Here is a 14,354-nt window from a genome sequence, read left to right on the forward strand (position 1 = left end):
CATCGTCGGGGACAACTGGTGGCGTTGCGCGGAAACCACGAACTGATGATGTTGCGGGCGCGTTCGGGTCATAGCTACGAACTCTATCATTGGTTAGCAGCAGGAGGAGAAAGCACCTTAGCATCTTACTCGAAAACAGGTTCAGGTCGAGAACTCGCGAGTGTACCCGATGAACATTGGAATTTTTTGGAAAATATTTGTGTGAATTGGTGGGAAACCCCGTCTCATTTTTTTGTTCATGCCAATGTTTATCCGAATTTACCGCTTAATCAACAACCCGAAAGAATGCTATTTTGGCAAAAGTTTACCAATCCTGCCCCCCATTGTTCGGGAAAAACGATGGTTTGTGGTCATACCAGTCAAAAAAGCGGTGAACCGATTAGTATTGGTCATGCAATTTGTATTGATACTTGGGTTTATGGGCGGGGTTGGTTGACCTGTTTGGATGTCGTTAGTGGTCGTATTTGGCAAGCCAATCAAACCGGACAATTAAAGATGGCTTGGATTGATGATTATTATGGTAAACATCATCGTCGGTGTTCTCGGGCTGAAGCGTGATTAATTCATTCTTAAATTTTTCCATTTAGATCACTGGACTACATCACCATTCTCAAAATTTCGATACAATTAACGCCATCGACGGCATGAAAGATTAACTCTAAAAATTTAATTCGGAGATCTATGCGAATTCTTGCTATTGGTGATATACATGGCTGTTCTCAGGCGTTTGATACGCTGATGGAAGCCGTAAAACTTCAACCGACTGATCGCTTGATTACTTTAGGCGACTATGTAGATCGAGGCCCCGACTCTAAAGGGATTATTGATCGTTTAATTGGATTAAATTATACCGGACAATTGGTAGCATTGCGCGGAAATCATGAGATTATGATGCTCGATGCTTACAGTTATCCTCATCGGTTAGAAGGGTGGTTTGCTTGCGGGGGACGAGAAACTCTAGCATCCTACGCACCTTCCTCAAAGAAAAAAGGGAAATTAAATGATATTCCCGATGAACATTGGAATTTTATTACTAATATTTGTCAGGATTGGTGGGAAACAAAAGAGCATTTTTTTGTTCATGGGAATGTGAATCCTCATAAACCTTTATCTAAACAATCTAGTCATGATTTATTTTGGACAAGGTTTTATCATGCTCAACCCCATTATTCAGGTAAAACGATGATTTGTGGTCATACGACTCAAAAAAGCGGTCAGCCGATTAGTTTGGGGTATGCAATTTGTATTGATACTTGGGTTTATGGAAAGGGTTGGCTAACGTGTTTAGATGTCAATAGCGGTCAAATTTGGCAAGCCAACCAAAAAGGAGAACAACGCACTGCTTGGATCGAAGAGTTTAGCACTTATTGTGCGATTTCTTCATAAGTTTTTATCCTGAGTTTCTCTATATTTTGTTTAATCAAAGAGTTCTAAAATCAGATCGAAAAAAATCGAGTATGATTGATCTTATCCTGATTGATCTACGACTTCCGTAGAAATTTTATGAGTTTAGATATCGCCGACCAGGTGATGGAGTCCTATACCCAAATTGACCAAGAGATAGAAACCTTTCAGGCTGAAACTCAACTGTATTGTCCGACTGGATGCGGTTGGTGTTGCGAAAGTCCGAATGTAGAAGCGACGCCTTTAGAAATGTTACCTCTGGTGGTGGAATTGTTTCAACGGGGAGAGATTCAAGAGTGGCTTAAACTCGCCGAGGAGTCGGATTTTCAAGGGCAATGTATTTTCTACAAACCAGACCCGTTTGTGATGGGAAATGGTCGCTGTCAGGTGTATCATTCACGGCCTACAATTTGTCGGTTGTTTGGGTTTGCGACGGTAACATCTAAGTCAGGAGAGGTACAGTTAGCCGCTTGTGTTCGTCATAAAGCAGCTATGCCTGATATTGTCGCACAAACTCAAGCCGCAATTGATGAAAACAGGGTTAACCCTCCGAATTTTGCCGATATTTCCCAACAAATAGCCAGTTTAGAACCGGGGTTTGGTCATCAGCGTTTACCCATTAACGAAGCGTTGAAAGTGGCGGTTCAAAAGGTCGGACTTTATTTGCAAATGTTGGGTCAAAATGAATAGAAAGGTGATCGACAATCTCTGTAGATTATTTTAACTTTTGAGTTCGATGGCGACGATACCAAGTCGCCCCAAAAACCAGCATTCCGATTAAACTCAAGGCTGTAATTAAGGGTAATATTTCTCCTGTTTTAACGGCTTTTAGACCCGAACTTCCTAGCATCACAAACGGCAAAAGACCGGGAATAGTTCCGAGTGTTGTACCGATGAAATAATCTTTAAAGGAAATAGACGTTAAACCCGAGGTAAAATTAACCAAACCATAGGGAATTATGGGTAATAATCGAATGGCAAACAGATAAAATAATCCCCCTTGATGAATTTCTGCATCTAGAACTTGCCAACGTCCCGCTAATTTATTTTTAACCCATTTTCGCCCAACTGTTCGAGTAAAAGTAAACGCAATCATAGCGGCTGTTATCGCTGCAATACTCGTCCAAAGTGTTCCCCACCACACCCCAAAAAACGCCCCACCCAGTAGGTTTAAAGCGGTAGAAGGTAAAATTAAAATTGTGGCAACAGTATAAACAAAAATGTACAAAATTGGGGCAAATATTCCCATCTTTTGTAACTGAGTTTGAAGACGTTCGGAGTCAAAAAAACTGAGAATGTAAAACGCAACAACTGTAATCAAAATACAGAAAAGAATTAATTTAATAAGTTCAGTTTTGTTTTTGAACATGGATTAAAATCATCTAGTTTCAATTTTTAGGAATGTCTTTTTCAAACCCATAACAGTCTCGGACAATATACAAAGGTCGTCGTTTAACCTCATCGTGAACTCGACTTAAATATTCCCCAATTACCCCTAAACTCACCAACTGAACCCCGCCCAAAAACAACGTTACCACCATAATAGAAGCATAACCCGGAACATCAATTCCTAAAATTAACGTTCTCAAAATTAAAAAAGTTGCATAGAGAAATGCCAACAAAGAAATTAACAATCCAATATAACTCCAAACTTTTAAGGGTAAAGAACTAAAAGACGTAATTCCATCTAAAGCAAAATTCCAAAGTTGCCAATAATTCCACTTTGTTTCTCCTTTAGAACGAGGTGGACGATCATATTCAATCGCAATTTGTTTAAAGCCAACCCAAGAAAATAAACCCTTCATAAATCGATGTCGTTCTGGGAGTCGTTTTAAAGCTTCTACTACCCGTCTATCCATTAACCGAAAATCACCCGTATCACGAGGAATTGGAACAGGTGTCATCTTGCTAATAATCCGATAAAATGCACCCGCAGTTTTTTGTTTTAGCCAAGTTTCACCCTGACGTGATCGCCGTTTACAATACACAACATCATAGCCGTCTTGCCATTTTAAAATCAAGTCTCCGATTAATTCAGGTGGATCTTGTAAATCTGCATCAATAGGAATTACCGCCTCACCTATTGCATATTCAATTCCTGCGGTTAACGCAATTTCTTTGCCAAAGTTACGCGAAAAATTAACAACTTTAATCATCGGATTAGAATGATGATATTCAATCAAGCGTTTTAACGTATTATCACGACTTCCATCATCGACACAAATAATCTCATAGGTGAGATGAAGTTGATCAAGAACGATCATCAATCGAGTAAATAAATCATCAAGATTGGGTTCCTCATTGTAGCAAGGAATCACCACAGAAAGCACCACAGAGTCAAGATTTGAAACCATATTCACATATCCGCTAAAATAGAGGAGAAAGGTAATATCTCCATGATCTATTATCAATGACAGCAGTATAGATGTTGAAAATCAGGTTTATGTTGCCAAAAAACAATTACAATTAAAATCTAAATATAGGGTACGCTGACACGCTAGGAACATACTTGTTAATCGAGTCAACACTCCGATCAGTTTTAAAATTAAATGGGATTGCTATATGAAACGGATTGTATTAATTGCTGGATTTGAATCCTTTAACGCTGATTTGTACCGTCAGGCGGCGAATTTAGCCTCTAGTCGCTGTCAGAATTTAAAAATTGATGTTTTTAGCGATCGCGCAATTAACAGCGAACCCGAGGTAGTAGAGGCGGCCCTGCAACAAGCGGATGTGTTTTTTGCCAGTTTATTGTTTGACTATGATCAAGTTTTGTGGTTGCGGGAACGAGTCCAAAATATTCCCATTCGTTTAGTGTTTGAGTCGGCGTTAGAGTTGATGAGTTTAACTCAAATTGGGGCATTTAAAATCGGCGATAAACCGAAAGGAATGCCGAAACCCGTTCAATTTATCCTCAGTAAATTTTCGAGTGGACGGGAAGAAGATAAACTTGCCGGATATATTAGCTTTTTGAAAACTGGGCCGAAATTATTAAAGTTTGTACCCGTTAAAAAAGTTCAAGACCTCCGCAATTGGTTGATTATTTACGGCTATTGGAATGCGGGCGGAAGTGAGAATGTTGCCGCCATGTTTTGGACAATTGCCGAAAACTATTTAGCTTTAAAAATTGGGGAAATTCCGCCTCCAATTGAAACGCCCAATATGGGTTTACTGCATCCAGATTATCCGGGTTATTTTGAATCTCCGAAACAGTATTTAGATTGGTATCAACAAAACAGAGAAAACTGTCAAAATTCGGGTGTTGTTGGAATTTTACTCTATCGCAAACACGTTATTACCAAACAACCCTATATTCCCCAATTAATTCGTTATTTTGAACAAGCAGGATTAATCCCTTTACCCATATTTATTAACGGCGTTGAAGGTCATGTAGCAGTCAGAGATTGGATGACAACCGCCTACGAAACCCAACAGCGTCAACAGGGAAATATTGAAACATTATCGTTATCAAAAGAAGCCGTTGAAGTGGATGCTATTGTCTCTACCATTGGCTTTCCTCTCGTTGGTGGCCCGGCCGGTTCAATGGAAGCCGGAAGACAAGTAGATATTGCTAAAAAAATCCTCACGGCTAAGAATATTCCTTATCTGATTGCAGCGCCTTTACTCATTCAAGATATTTATTCTTGGACTCGTCAAGGAATTGGCGGTTTACAAAGTGTTGTTCTTTATGCTTTACCTGAACTTGATGGGGCAATTGATACGGTTCCTTTAGGCGGTTTAGTCGGAGAAAATATCTATATTATTCCTGAACGAGTTAAGCGGTTAACAGGACGAGTTAAAAATTGGATTAACTTACGAAAAACCTCCGCTTCTGACCGAAAAATCGCAATTATCTTATATGGTTTTCCTCCCGGTTATGGGGCAACAGGAACCGCAGCGTTATTAAACGTTCCCCGCAGTTTAATTAAGTTTCTGAATGCGTTAAAATCACAGGGTTATAGTGTTGGGGAAATTCCCGAAGATGGGGAAGAATTGATTAAACAAGTTAAAGAAGCAGACGAAGATGTTACCGGAATTCTCTCTAAATACAACGGTAAAAAGAGAACAATTGTTAATGTTAAAACTCTCGATAAATGGTTGGGTTATTTATTCACAACCCGCATTGAAAAACAATGGAAATCTCTGACTGGAACAGGAATTCAAACTGATGGTGAAGATTTCAATATTGGGGGCGTTCAACTGGGGAATATTTGGATTGGAGTTCAGCCCCCATTAGGCATTTCCGGCGACCCAATGCGGTTAATGTTTGAACGAGATTTAACCCCTCATCCTCAATATGTTGCCTACTATAAATGGCTGCAAAATGAATTTAAAGCTGATGCTATTGTTCACTTTGGAATGCACGGAACGGTTGAATGGTTGCCTGGTTCTCCGTTGGGAAATACGGGTTATTCTTGGTCGGATATTTTACTTGGAAATCTCCCCAACCTGTATATTTATGCGGCGAATAATCCCTCAGAATCAATATTAGCTAAACGTCGCGGCTATGGAGTTTTAATTTCTCATAATGTGCCGCCCTATAGTCGGGCTGGACTCTATAAAGAATTGGTTTCACTACGAGATTTAATTGCCGAATATCGAGAAGACCCCCAGAAAAATTCGGCTTTACAGTCAGCAATTTCTAAAAAGATTGTTGATACGGGTTTGGATGTCGATTGTCCCTTTGAAGAAGCCAAAAAACTCGGGATTGAATTTAATCTCGAAACCGCCCGAATGTTTAGTGTTGAGTCTCTATCTCACTATTTTGTCAAGGTTTATGAATATCTACAAATCGTCGAACAACGTCTATTTTCATCGGGGTTACATACATTAGGAGAAGCCCCCACAGAAGAAGCGTTAGACTCTTATCTCCAGGCTTATTTTGACGGACAAGCAACAACAGAAATAGATGTTAACACCCATCCCCAAGCCCAAATGATTCGGGATTTATTAATGCAAACCACCGACGAATTAACAAATTTATTAAGGGGTTTAAATGGCGAATATGTTCCCCCTGCCCCCGGAGGAGATTTATTAAGAGATGGGCCGGGAGTTTTGCCAACAGGTCGCAATATTCATGCGTTAGACCCGTATAGAATGCCTTCTCCGGCAGCCTATGAACGAGGCCGAGAAATTGCCAAGAAAATCATTACTCAAGAGTTAGAAGAAAATAACAAATATCCCGAAACTGTTGCCGTGATGTTGTGGGGTTTAGATGCGATTAAAACCCGGGGAGAATCGATTGGAATTTTGTTAGAATTAGTTGGTGCAGAACCCCTCAAAGAAGGCACAGGTCGCATCGTTCGTTATCAACTCAAACCGTTAACAGAAGTCGGTCATCCGCGTATTGATGTGTTGGGGAATCTTTCGGGTATTTTCCGCGATAGTTTTGTGAATATTATTGAGTTAATTGATGACCTGTTTCAACGGGCAGCAAATGCGGATGAACCTCTCGAACAAAACTACATTAGAAAACACGCTTTAGAATTGCAATCTCAAGGCGTTGAGAATCCTTCCGCCCGTCTTTTTTCTAATCCTGCGGGTGATTTTGGGTCGTTAGTAAATGACCGGGTTGTTGATGGAAATTGGGAATCTGGAGATGAACTCGCCCAAACCTGGGAAGGACGAAATGTGTTTAGTTATGGACGCAAAGATAAAGGTCAAGCTAGACCCGAAGTGATGACGCAATTACTAAAAACAACTGAAAGAATTGTGCAGGAAATTGACTCTGTTGAGTATGGTTTAACAGATATTCAAGAATATTATGCGAATACAGGTGCTTTGAAACGGGCGGCTGAAAAAAAACAGGGTAAAAAAGTTAATACTAGCTTTGTCGAAAGCTTTTCAAAAGATACCACACCTCGCAATTTAGAAGACTTACTTCGCATGGAATATCGCACTAAATTGTTAAATCCAAAATGGGCAGAATCGATGTCAAATCAAGGCAGTGGCGGCGCTTATGAAATCTCTCAACGGATGACGGCTTTAATGGGTTGGGGCGGAACTGTGAATTTTAAGGATAATTGGGTTTATGACCAAGCCGCAGAAACCTATGCGTTAGATGAACAAATGGCGGAAAAATTACGCCAAGCAAACCCCGAAGCGTTTCGGAATATTGTTAGCCGAATGTTAGAAGCAAATGGTCGGGGTTTATGGGAAACTGACTCAGAAAAATTACAAAAATTACAACAGTTATATGAGTCAGCCGAAGCTGATATCGAAGGAGTTAAAATCCAGTAATATAGACAAAGAAAAACCCGGTAACTTTATCGAAACCGGGTTTTTGGAAAATATTTGTCTTAATTCGTGTTTTCTGAATCGGTTTCTGAGGGAAACTGTTCGAGAAAAGCGATAACTTCAGCAATCTCTGTAAAATCCAACAATTCCTCACCCAAAGCGTCTAACTGAGTGAGAGATAAACTCCGAATTTGTTGGGGAAGTTGAGGGGGAAGTTCACCAAACCGACGAGTTAATTGACGAATAATTAAACTCGCTTCTCCTTCTCCTCGTCCCCGTTGAACACCTTGACGAACTCCTTGTTGCAGAATATCTTGATAGATAACAGATTCTCGCATAATATCCTCCCGGAGTAATTGTTGAATCAGGGTTTTATCATATCTTAAACCCGCTATAATTTGAACTGCGGCTAAGACATTTCGACGCTGTTCTATTGCTTCAATTTTAGCCACTTCTGCGGCGACTTGGGTTAACAACGTTTCTGGGGAATTGGTTTGGGCTAGAGGTGCTAAGGGTAACAAAGCCCTATCATTAAGAAAAATAGCGGGATTTTGTTCCCACATCCGTATCACTCGATAGCGATGTCGGGTGGTTTCCGTGACAAATTCTTCGGTAAAAACCACTTCCGAAGTTGTCGTTTGCAGAAAAATAATAAACTGTTGAATAGGGCGGCGATATTTGCGGTAAAGTCTCACCCAATAGTCCAACATCCGCAACGGTAAAGGCGGTTCGGAGGTGGGTTGAGTTTGAAATTCTAGATGCAAAATTTGCTCGGATGTTTCTAAAAACGTGATAGCATCCGCACTAATGGGTTCGAGACTGAGTTCGGTTTTAAGAACTTGAATAGTTCCGGGATTCGTTCCCAGTAACCAACGAGCAAAAGTAGCCGGAGATTCTTCAGCAAGCCGTTTACAAAGGTTATCGTAAGCCAATGTTAGCCGATGAAAATATTATTGTTTGATTTTACAATATTTGGTCAATATAGGCTTGTATTTTAAGTGATTGTAAACTTTAACCCGTTTACCGACTTTCAGAAAGCCATCCAGTTGTCCACGCGGCACCAAAAATCATTCCATGATTACCATTACCCGAATGATCTCTAACAATATTACCAGAACCTTCATCAAAAGACCAATAACCAATCAGTCCGGGTTTTCTACCTCGAATAGACTTGAGCATTCCTGAGCGTATTTCTGCATCACTCAACGCCCAATTCCAAATACTGACTTCATCAATTTTACCTTTAAAGTGTGTAGCAGAGGGATTCACTGAGTCCCAACCAATTAAGAGAGGATGTTCGGAGGAAATACTATAGTTTTCAATCCGAGAACTTGTAAAAGCTCCAATTTGTTTTCCATCGGCGAAATATGTAATGTTATTCCACTGTTTACGAGCTACAAAGTGATGCCATTGATTATCAAGTAAGTTGGGTTGATTCGGATAGTGAATCCAATTGGTATTACTATATTGAACAAAGGGAATTTTATTCTTACTTTCTCTCCATTGACCATGAAATCCAAAGAGAAATCCTGTTCCTTCTCTTTGGCGATTAGACATAATCTGAGGATGATAAGCTTGTTGTTCACTTTCTAGTCCATAAACCATTGCTGAAAAGGTAAAATCCCCGCTGCCAATCTGGTTAATTATACGATTGTTCTTAATCTCGACATAATCATCAACTCCATCAAATAACAAGGCAAAACTTTGTTGACGGCTGAAAAAGATTGACATAAGTAATATTATTTTTTGGGGTTTAGAATAGACTTGGAAAATATGTTATTATTAAATGATATCACAAACTTAAGGATTGATATAATATCATATCCTGTTAATTAATGCGTATTAGGTCGTGAGGCGGTTTAAACAGTGAACAGTCAACTGTTAGCCGGGAATAGTGAACAGTGACCCAGGAACAGTTAATGGTGAACAATAACTACAAAATCTTCTATCCTAGTAATAGTGTATTATTCCAACATCCATGTCTCTAACTGAAGAAATTCTCACTCAAATACCCGGAAACCCCCTCAACGGACTGCGAAAAGCAGACAAGATGTGGAACTCGCTCAAAAATAATCAAGTTCCTATTCCCCAAACCGTTGAACGCAATTTTGAACCCCTCGGAACCATTGATTATGATGTGGCAATTTGTGGCGGAACACTGGGGATTTTAATCGGGACGGCGTTGGCGTGTCGGGGTTGGCGTGTCGCGTTAATTGAACGGGGAATATTAAAAGGACGAGAACAGGAATGGAATATTTCTCGCCAGGAATTAGAAGTTTTTTTAGAGTTAAATTTACTTTCCCCTGATGAATTAAAACAAGCCATATCAACTGAATATAATCCCGCTCGTTTGAGTTTTCCTAATACACCGGATATCTGGGTTAGAGATGTTTTGAATATTGGGGTTGACCCTGTTTATTTACTTGAAACGCTCAAAACTCGTTTTTTAGAAGCCGGAGGAAAACTGTTTGAAAATACCTCCTATGAAGCCGCAACAGTTCATCCAAATGGGGTGCAAATTACCACCAAACAAGATGAATCCCAACTCCAGATTAACACCCGATTACTGTTAGATGGAATGGGGCATTTTTCCCCAATTGTTCGACAAGCTAGACAAGGAGAAAAACCCGATGCAGTCTGTTTAGTGGTAGGAACTTGTGCAACAGGATATCCAAACAATGAAACCGGAGATATTTTCGCTTCGTTCACCGCTTTAGAAAATCAATGTCAATATTTTTGGGAAGCGTTTCCCGCCAAAGATGGACGCACAACTTATTTATTTACCTACATAGACGCCCATCCTGAACGGTTTAGTTTAGAATTATTTTTTGAAGAATATTTACGGTTGTTACCCGAATATCAACAGGTTGAATTGAGTAAACTAACCTTTAAACGGGCTTTATTTGGCTTTTTTCCCTGTTATAAAAATAGTCCTTTAAAAACACCTTGGGATAGAATTCTTCCGGTTGGAGACAGTAGCGCCAGTCAATCTCCTTTGAGTTTTGGTGGGTTTGGTTCAATGGTGCGTCATTTACAACGATTAACGGTTGGAATTGAAGAAGCTTTAAAAACCGAATGTCTCGATAAAAATTCGTTAACATTGTTGCAACCCTATCAACCGAGTTTATCAGTAACTTGGCTGTTTCAACGTTCAATGAGTGTGGGTGTTCATCAAACCATTAACCCCGATACCATTAATAATTTATTAGCCGCAGTGTTTCAAGAGATGGAACAATTAGGTGATGAAGTTCTCAGACCTTTTTTACAAGATGTGGTGCAGTTTTTACCCTTAGCCCAAACCTTGTTTAAAACCAGTCTTTCCCATCCTGATATTGTCTTGAAAGTCATTCCCCAAGTTGGGTTAATGCCGTTATTAGAGTGGACAGTTCACTATTTTAACTTAGCCGCTTATACGACGTTATTTTCCCTCGGGAAAAACCTAGAACCTTCGGTTAAAAATTTATCCCCAATACAGCAATATTACTATCATCGTTGGTTAGAGGCGTGGAAATATGGTTCAGGTCAAGATTATCAAGCCTAAAGATCAACCCAAAATCCACTTCAAAATAAACTAGGAATTGTCACCCATAGATTAGTTACAATTCCTAGTATCAGCAAAAAGATGGTTAATTTTGACTTTAACTCGCTCTAAAGTCCGCTAACATTTGCCAATCCTAAAATCACACCTGCGCCGACAATATGGCCTAAGCAAGCTGTCCCAATTAATGCAGCTAAACTCATCCCTAAAAATGTATTCGGTGCCGGGCCAACATTGGGTTTTTGAATGACGAATTTACCAACGGCAAACATAGCAATATTGCAAATCAGCATCACAATTGCCGTGTTGGGACTCCAAGGAGTCGTAGTCACAGTATTTGCTGTTGCGGCAATTAATTCTGAATAAATCAATTGACTTTCTCCTTTGTTTTTAGCGGTTTACAAAATCGGATTAAGAATCTTTGTTTCCATTTATTATCACGAACTTGCAAACGAAAGATGTTCTTGTTGCAATCCTTAATATTTTGCCCACAAAAACGGGGTTAATGGCTAAATTCCAGCATCAAGCAGGCTTTTTAACTTGAATCACCTGAAGACTACCCCCCGCACAAAGCCGTTGTCGAGGAAAATCAGACCCTTTCTCTGCCGACAAACTTGCGTCATAGCCCACCTCAGAGAGTAACGCCATCAAATCTGTGTTCAGCAATTGCCATGCGGTTTCAGTTTCAAACACCCACAAAAATAGGGCAATTCCCGGCCAAAATAGGGGATTCTGAGGGCGATGAAAATCAACCAACGTCAATACCCCACCCGGCTTGAGAACCCGATAGACTTCCTCTAAAATTTGACGGAGTTGTACCGGATTCATTTCGTGTAAAGCCGCACTGGTATGAACCAAATCAAATTCATCATTGGCAAAGGGCATTTGTTCGGCAAAAGCTTCTACATATTCTGCCGTGGGAACATTGTGTTGGGCGCGTTTCAAAGACAATGGAGAAGCATCCAACCCCACCACATTTTGAGAACGTTGTACCAAAACGCCCGTCGCCTGTCCACTGCCACAACATAAATCCAACACTTTGGTGTTAGGATCAATAGACAATCCTTCCAATGGCAATCGCCGAAAACGCCCTTCACCTCCCACACTCAAGGCTGCCAGACGAGAGATAGTATCGTAAAGCCATTGATAACGGTAGCTAAGACTTCTTAAAATTGTTGCCATATCTAGATAATTGAATTTTTTTACTATCGACTTTGCCCCCATATCAAGCTAATATTATTAAAATAGGTAACAAAGATTAAAAATTGGGGATCACAAACCGCTATGGGACGAGTCGGAGTTTTACTGTTAAATCTGGGCGGGCCAGAGCAACTAGAAGATGTCCGCCCCTTTTTGTACAACCTATTTTCCGATCCGGAAATTATTCGTTTGCCCTTTCGTTGGTTGCAGAAACCCCTGGCTTGGTTAATCTCAACCTTGCGCTACACCAAATCTCAAGAAAATTATAAAGCGATTGGTGGAGGTTCTCCCCTACGACGGATTACCGAAGAACAGGCGGTTGCCCTTCAAGAAAGATTGACTCAAAAAGGGCATGATGTTCAAATTTATGTCGGAATGCGTTATTGGCATCCGTTCACCGAAGAAGCCCTCGTCAGAATCAAGCGAGATCAAATCGAACAACTGGTGATTTTGCCTTTGTATCCCCAATTTTCGATCAGTACCAGTGGTTCTAGCTTTAGACTCTTAGAACGACTTTGGTCTGAAGATCCGGCTCTGCAAGACATTAATTATACCGTAATTCCCTCTTGGTATGATCGACCGGGCTATCTACAGGCGATGAGTCAACTTATTGCTCAAGAACTCGATCATTGTCAAGATTCTGAACACATTCATCTGTTTTTTAGCGCTCACGGAGTCCCGGTCAATTACGTTGAAGAAGCGGGTGATCCCTATCAGAGTGAAATCGAAAACTGTACGCAGTTGATCATGGACACTCTCAATCGTCCGAATCCCCATACTCTGGCTTATCAGAGTCGAGTTGGCCCGGTGGAGTGGCTCAAACCTTACACAGAAGAAGCTATTCCTGAACTTGCCCAACAAGGGGTTGAAGACTTGATGGTGGTTCCCATTAGCTTCGTGTCTGAACACATCGAAACTCTCGAAGAAATCGATATGGAGTATCGCCATCTCGCTGAAGAATCGGGAATTAAGAACTTTTACCGGGTTCCTGCCCTCAATACCCATCCGGTTTTTATCGAAGATTTAGCCGATATGGTGATTGAAGCCTTAGACTCGCCTCAAGTCAAATTTGCAGAAGTGGCTCATCCTCCGAAAAAAACTAAAATGTATCCCCAGGAACGTTGGGAATGGGGAATGACAACTGCTGCTGAAGTTTGGAATGGTCGTTTGGCGATGATTGGGATTGTGGCGGTTGTGGTTGAATTAATTACAGGTCATGGCCCTTTGCATTTAGTGGGTTTATTGTAAACACTGGGGCTTAATCTGGGTTACGGTTGTGACGACGAGAGTGATCGGGTTGTTTGGGTTGATTTGGGGCGGTGTACCATTGATACCATTCTTTGGAACTGCGAATAGCTAACCACAAGAGCAATAGGGCGATTAATCCCCCTTGTTGCGGTGCGTCAAAGGCAAATACCACCAGGGAAATACAGAGAATATCTTGGAAAAAAATCACCCAAATCGGTAAGCCTCGCAAACGGTAAAACCATCCCACCTGTACCAGTTGTAACACTAGCGCCAGTAAACCTCCTGTTACCCCAATTAACCCCACGAGCCACTCCGGTGCGTCAGTTGCTTGGGCGATCGCAATTCCCATAATCGCCCCGACAAACGGACTACAAACAAGCTGAATAAAGTTTAAAATTCGCTGTCCGAATAAATTTTTTGAGGCGAATAGTTCAAACAGCGACCAACTCACTAAAATACCGACCATCCACTGGGGAGAAAACCGAGACAAAAAAGGAACACGCGACCACAAATCCGTTTGCAATAAACCGATTAAAAGTAAGGGTAAAGCAATTCTCATCCCTGCTGCTGCCGATGCAGAGAGTGCAGCTAGGAGTTCTATCATAATATTGTTTAGGTGAGTAGTGGAACAGAATTTAGGCTCAGATACAACCTTAACTTTCTAATCTTCAGAACCCGGAATTGAATCATCATATATTCTGACCAGATAAACGAACTGACTTCGAGT

At 40.7% G+C, this 14,354-nt stretch carries 13 protein-coding genes; 6 read left to right on the forward strand and 7 right to left on the reverse strand.

The window, feature by feature from the left end:
- The 3 genes from L8106_RS33275 to L8106_RS26395 all read left to right on the forward strand — a co-directional run.
- A partial coding sequence (locus tag L8106_RS33275) for a serine/threonine protein phosphatase (RefSeq protein ID WP_009787592.1) occupies positions 1 to 558 on the forward strand: 558 nt, incomplete at its 5' end.
- 123 nt (positions 559 to 681) lie between these two features.
- Positions 682 to 1,386, forward strand: coding sequence for a metallophosphoesterase family protein (locus tag L8106_RS26390; protein ID WP_009787593.1), 705 nt, complete (start codon positions 682 to 684; stop codon positions 1,384 to 1,386).
- A 117-nt stretch (positions 1,387 to 1,503) separates the two neighbouring features.
- Positions 1,504 to 2,094, forward strand: coding sequence for a YkgJ family cysteine cluster protein (locus L8106_RS26395; RefSeq protein WP_009787594.1), 591 nt, complete (start codon positions 1,504 to 1,506; stop codon positions 2,092 to 2,094).
- Positions 2,095 to 2,119: 25 nt separating this feature from the next.
- Here L8106_RS26395 and L8106_RS26400 read toward each other — a convergent pair whose 3' ends face one another.
- Together L8106_RS26400 and L8106_RS26405 are read right to left on the reverse strand one after the other, a co-directional pair.
- Positions 2,120 to 2,773, reverse strand: a complete 654-nt coding sequence (locus L8106_RS26400; protein WP_009787595.1) for a TVP38/TMEM64 family protein — start codon at positions 2,771 to 2,773, stop codon at positions 2,120 to 2,122.
- A 19-nt stretch (positions 2,774 to 2,792) separates the two neighbouring features.
- Positions 2,793 to 3,758, reverse strand: a complete 966-nt coding sequence (locus tag L8106_RS26405; protein ID WP_009787596.1) for a glycosyltransferase family 2 protein — start codon at positions 3,756 to 3,758, stop codon at positions 2,793 to 2,795.
- Positions 3,759 to 3,966: 208 nt separating this feature from the next.
- Here L8106_RS26405 and bchH point away from each other — a divergent pair, with 208 nt between their 5' ends.
- Positions 3,967 to 7,644 (forward strand): magnesium chelatase subunit H, encoded by a 3,678-nt coding sequence (gene bchH / locus L8106_RS26410; protein WP_009787597.1) that lies wholly within the window; start codon positions 3,967 to 3,969, stop codon positions 7,642 to 7,644.
- A gap of 59 nt (positions 7,645 to 7,703) precedes the next feature.
- On the opposite strand, the gene L8106_RS26415 is transcribed toward bchH, so the two are convergent.
- Together L8106_RS26415 and L8106_RS26420 are read right to left on the reverse strand one after the other, a co-directional pair.
- Positions 7,704 to 8,573 carry a DUF4351 domain-containing protein gene (locus L8106_RS26415; protein ID WP_009787598.1) on the reverse strand — a complete coding sequence of 290 codons (870 nt, stop codon included), beginning with the start codon at positions 8,571 to 8,573 and terminating at the stop codon, positions 7,704 to 7,706.
- 88 nt (positions 8,574 to 8,661) lie between these two features.
- Positions 8,662 to 9,372, reverse strand: coding sequence for a LamG domain-containing protein (locus L8106_RS26420; RefSeq protein WP_009787599.1), 711 nt, complete (start codon positions 9,370 to 9,372; stop codon positions 8,662 to 8,664).
- 247 nt (positions 9,373 to 9,619) lie between these two features.
- On the opposite strand from L8106_RS26420, the gene L8106_RS26425 reads away from it, so the two are divergent.
- On the forward strand, positions 9,620 to 11,182 hold the full coding sequence (locus tag L8106_RS26425) for an FAD-dependent oxidoreductase (protein WP_009787600.1): 1,563 nt from the start codon (positions 9,620 to 9,622) through the stop codon (positions 11,180 to 11,182).
- Positions 11,183 to 11,289: 107 nt separating this feature from the next.
- On the opposite strand, the gene psaK is transcribed toward L8106_RS26425, so the two are convergent.
- Both psaK and L8106_RS26435 read right to left on the reverse strand, forming a co-directional pair.
- On the reverse strand, positions 11,290 to 11,550 hold the full coding sequence (gene psaK, locus L8106_RS26430) for a photosystem I reaction center subunit PsaK (RefSeq protein WP_009787601.1): 261 nt from the start codon (positions 11,548 to 11,550) through the stop codon (positions 11,290 to 11,292).
- Between the two features lie 151 nt (positions 11,551 to 11,701).
- On the reverse strand, positions 11,702 to 12,361 hold the full coding sequence (locus L8106_RS26435; protein ID WP_009787602.1) for a class I SAM-dependent methyltransferase: 660 nt from the start codon (positions 12,359 to 12,361) through the stop codon (positions 11,702 to 11,704).
- 102 nt (positions 12,362 to 12,463) lie between these two features.
- Between L8106_RS26435 and hemH the strand changes: the two genes are divergently transcribed.
- Positions 12,464 to 13,627, forward strand: a complete 1,164-nt coding sequence (gene hemH, locus L8106_RS26440) for a ferrochelatase (RefSeq protein WP_009787603.1) — start codon at positions 12,464 to 12,466, stop codon at positions 13,625 to 13,627.
- Positions 13,628 to 13,637: 10 nt separating this feature from the next.
- Here the strand turns inward: hemH and L8106_RS26445 are convergent, their stop codons facing one another.
- Complete coding sequence (locus L8106_RS26445; protein WP_009787604.1) at positions 13,638 to 14,231, reverse strand: DUF4126 domain-containing protein; 594 nt, start codon at positions 14,229 to 14,231, stop codon at positions 13,638 to 13,640.
- Positions 14,232 to 14,354 lie beyond the last annotated feature (123 nt).

The organism is Lyngbya sp. PCC 8106, assembly GCF_000169095.1.
GTDB lineage: Bacteria > Cyanobacteriota > Cyanobacteriia > Cyanobacteriales > Microcoleaceae > Capilliphycus.

What these genes read in the sequence shown, in the direction of transcription:
- L8106_RS26390 (WP_009787593.1), top strand. Translation starts at nt 682, where the DNA reads ATGCGAATTCTTGCTATTGGTGATATACATGGCTGTTCTCAGGCGTTT.
- L8106_RS26395 (WP_009787594.1), top strand. Translation starts at nt 1,504, where the DNA reads ATGAGTTTAGATATCGCCGACCAGGTGATGGAGTCCTATACCCAAATT.
- L8106_RS26400 (WP_009787595.1), bottom strand. Translation starts at nt 2,773, where the DNA reads ATGTTCAAAAACAAAACTGAACTTATTAAATTAATTCTTTTCTGTATT.
- L8106_RS26405 (WP_009787596.1), bottom strand. Translation starts at nt 3,758, where the DNA reads ATGGTTTCAAATCTTGACTCTGTGGTGCTTTCTGTGGTGATTCCTTGC.
- bchH (WP_009787597.1), top strand. Translation starts at nt 3,967, where the DNA reads ATGAAACGGATTGTATTAATTGCTGGATTTGAATCCTTTAACGCTGAT.
- L8106_RS26420 (WP_009787599.1), bottom strand. Translation starts at nt 9,372, where the DNA reads ATGTCAATCTTTTTCAGCCGTCAACAAAGTTTTGCCTTGTTATTTGAT.
- L8106_RS26425 (WP_009787600.1), top strand. Translation starts at nt 9,620, where the DNA reads ATGTCTCTAACTGAAGAAATTCTCACTCAAATACCCGGAAACCCCCTC.
- L8106_RS26435 (WP_009787602.1), bottom strand. Translation starts at nt 12,361, where the DNA reads ATGGCAACAATTTTAAGAAGTCTTAGCTACCGTTATCAATGGCTTTAC.
- hemH (WP_009787603.1), top strand. Translation starts at nt 12,464, where the DNA reads ATGGGACGAGTCGGAGTTTTACTGTTAAATCTGGGCGGGCCAGAGCAA.
- L8106_RS26445 (WP_009787604.1), bottom strand. Translation starts at nt 14,231, where the DNA reads ATGATAGAACTCCTAGCTGCACTCTCTGCATCGGCAGCAGCAGGGATG.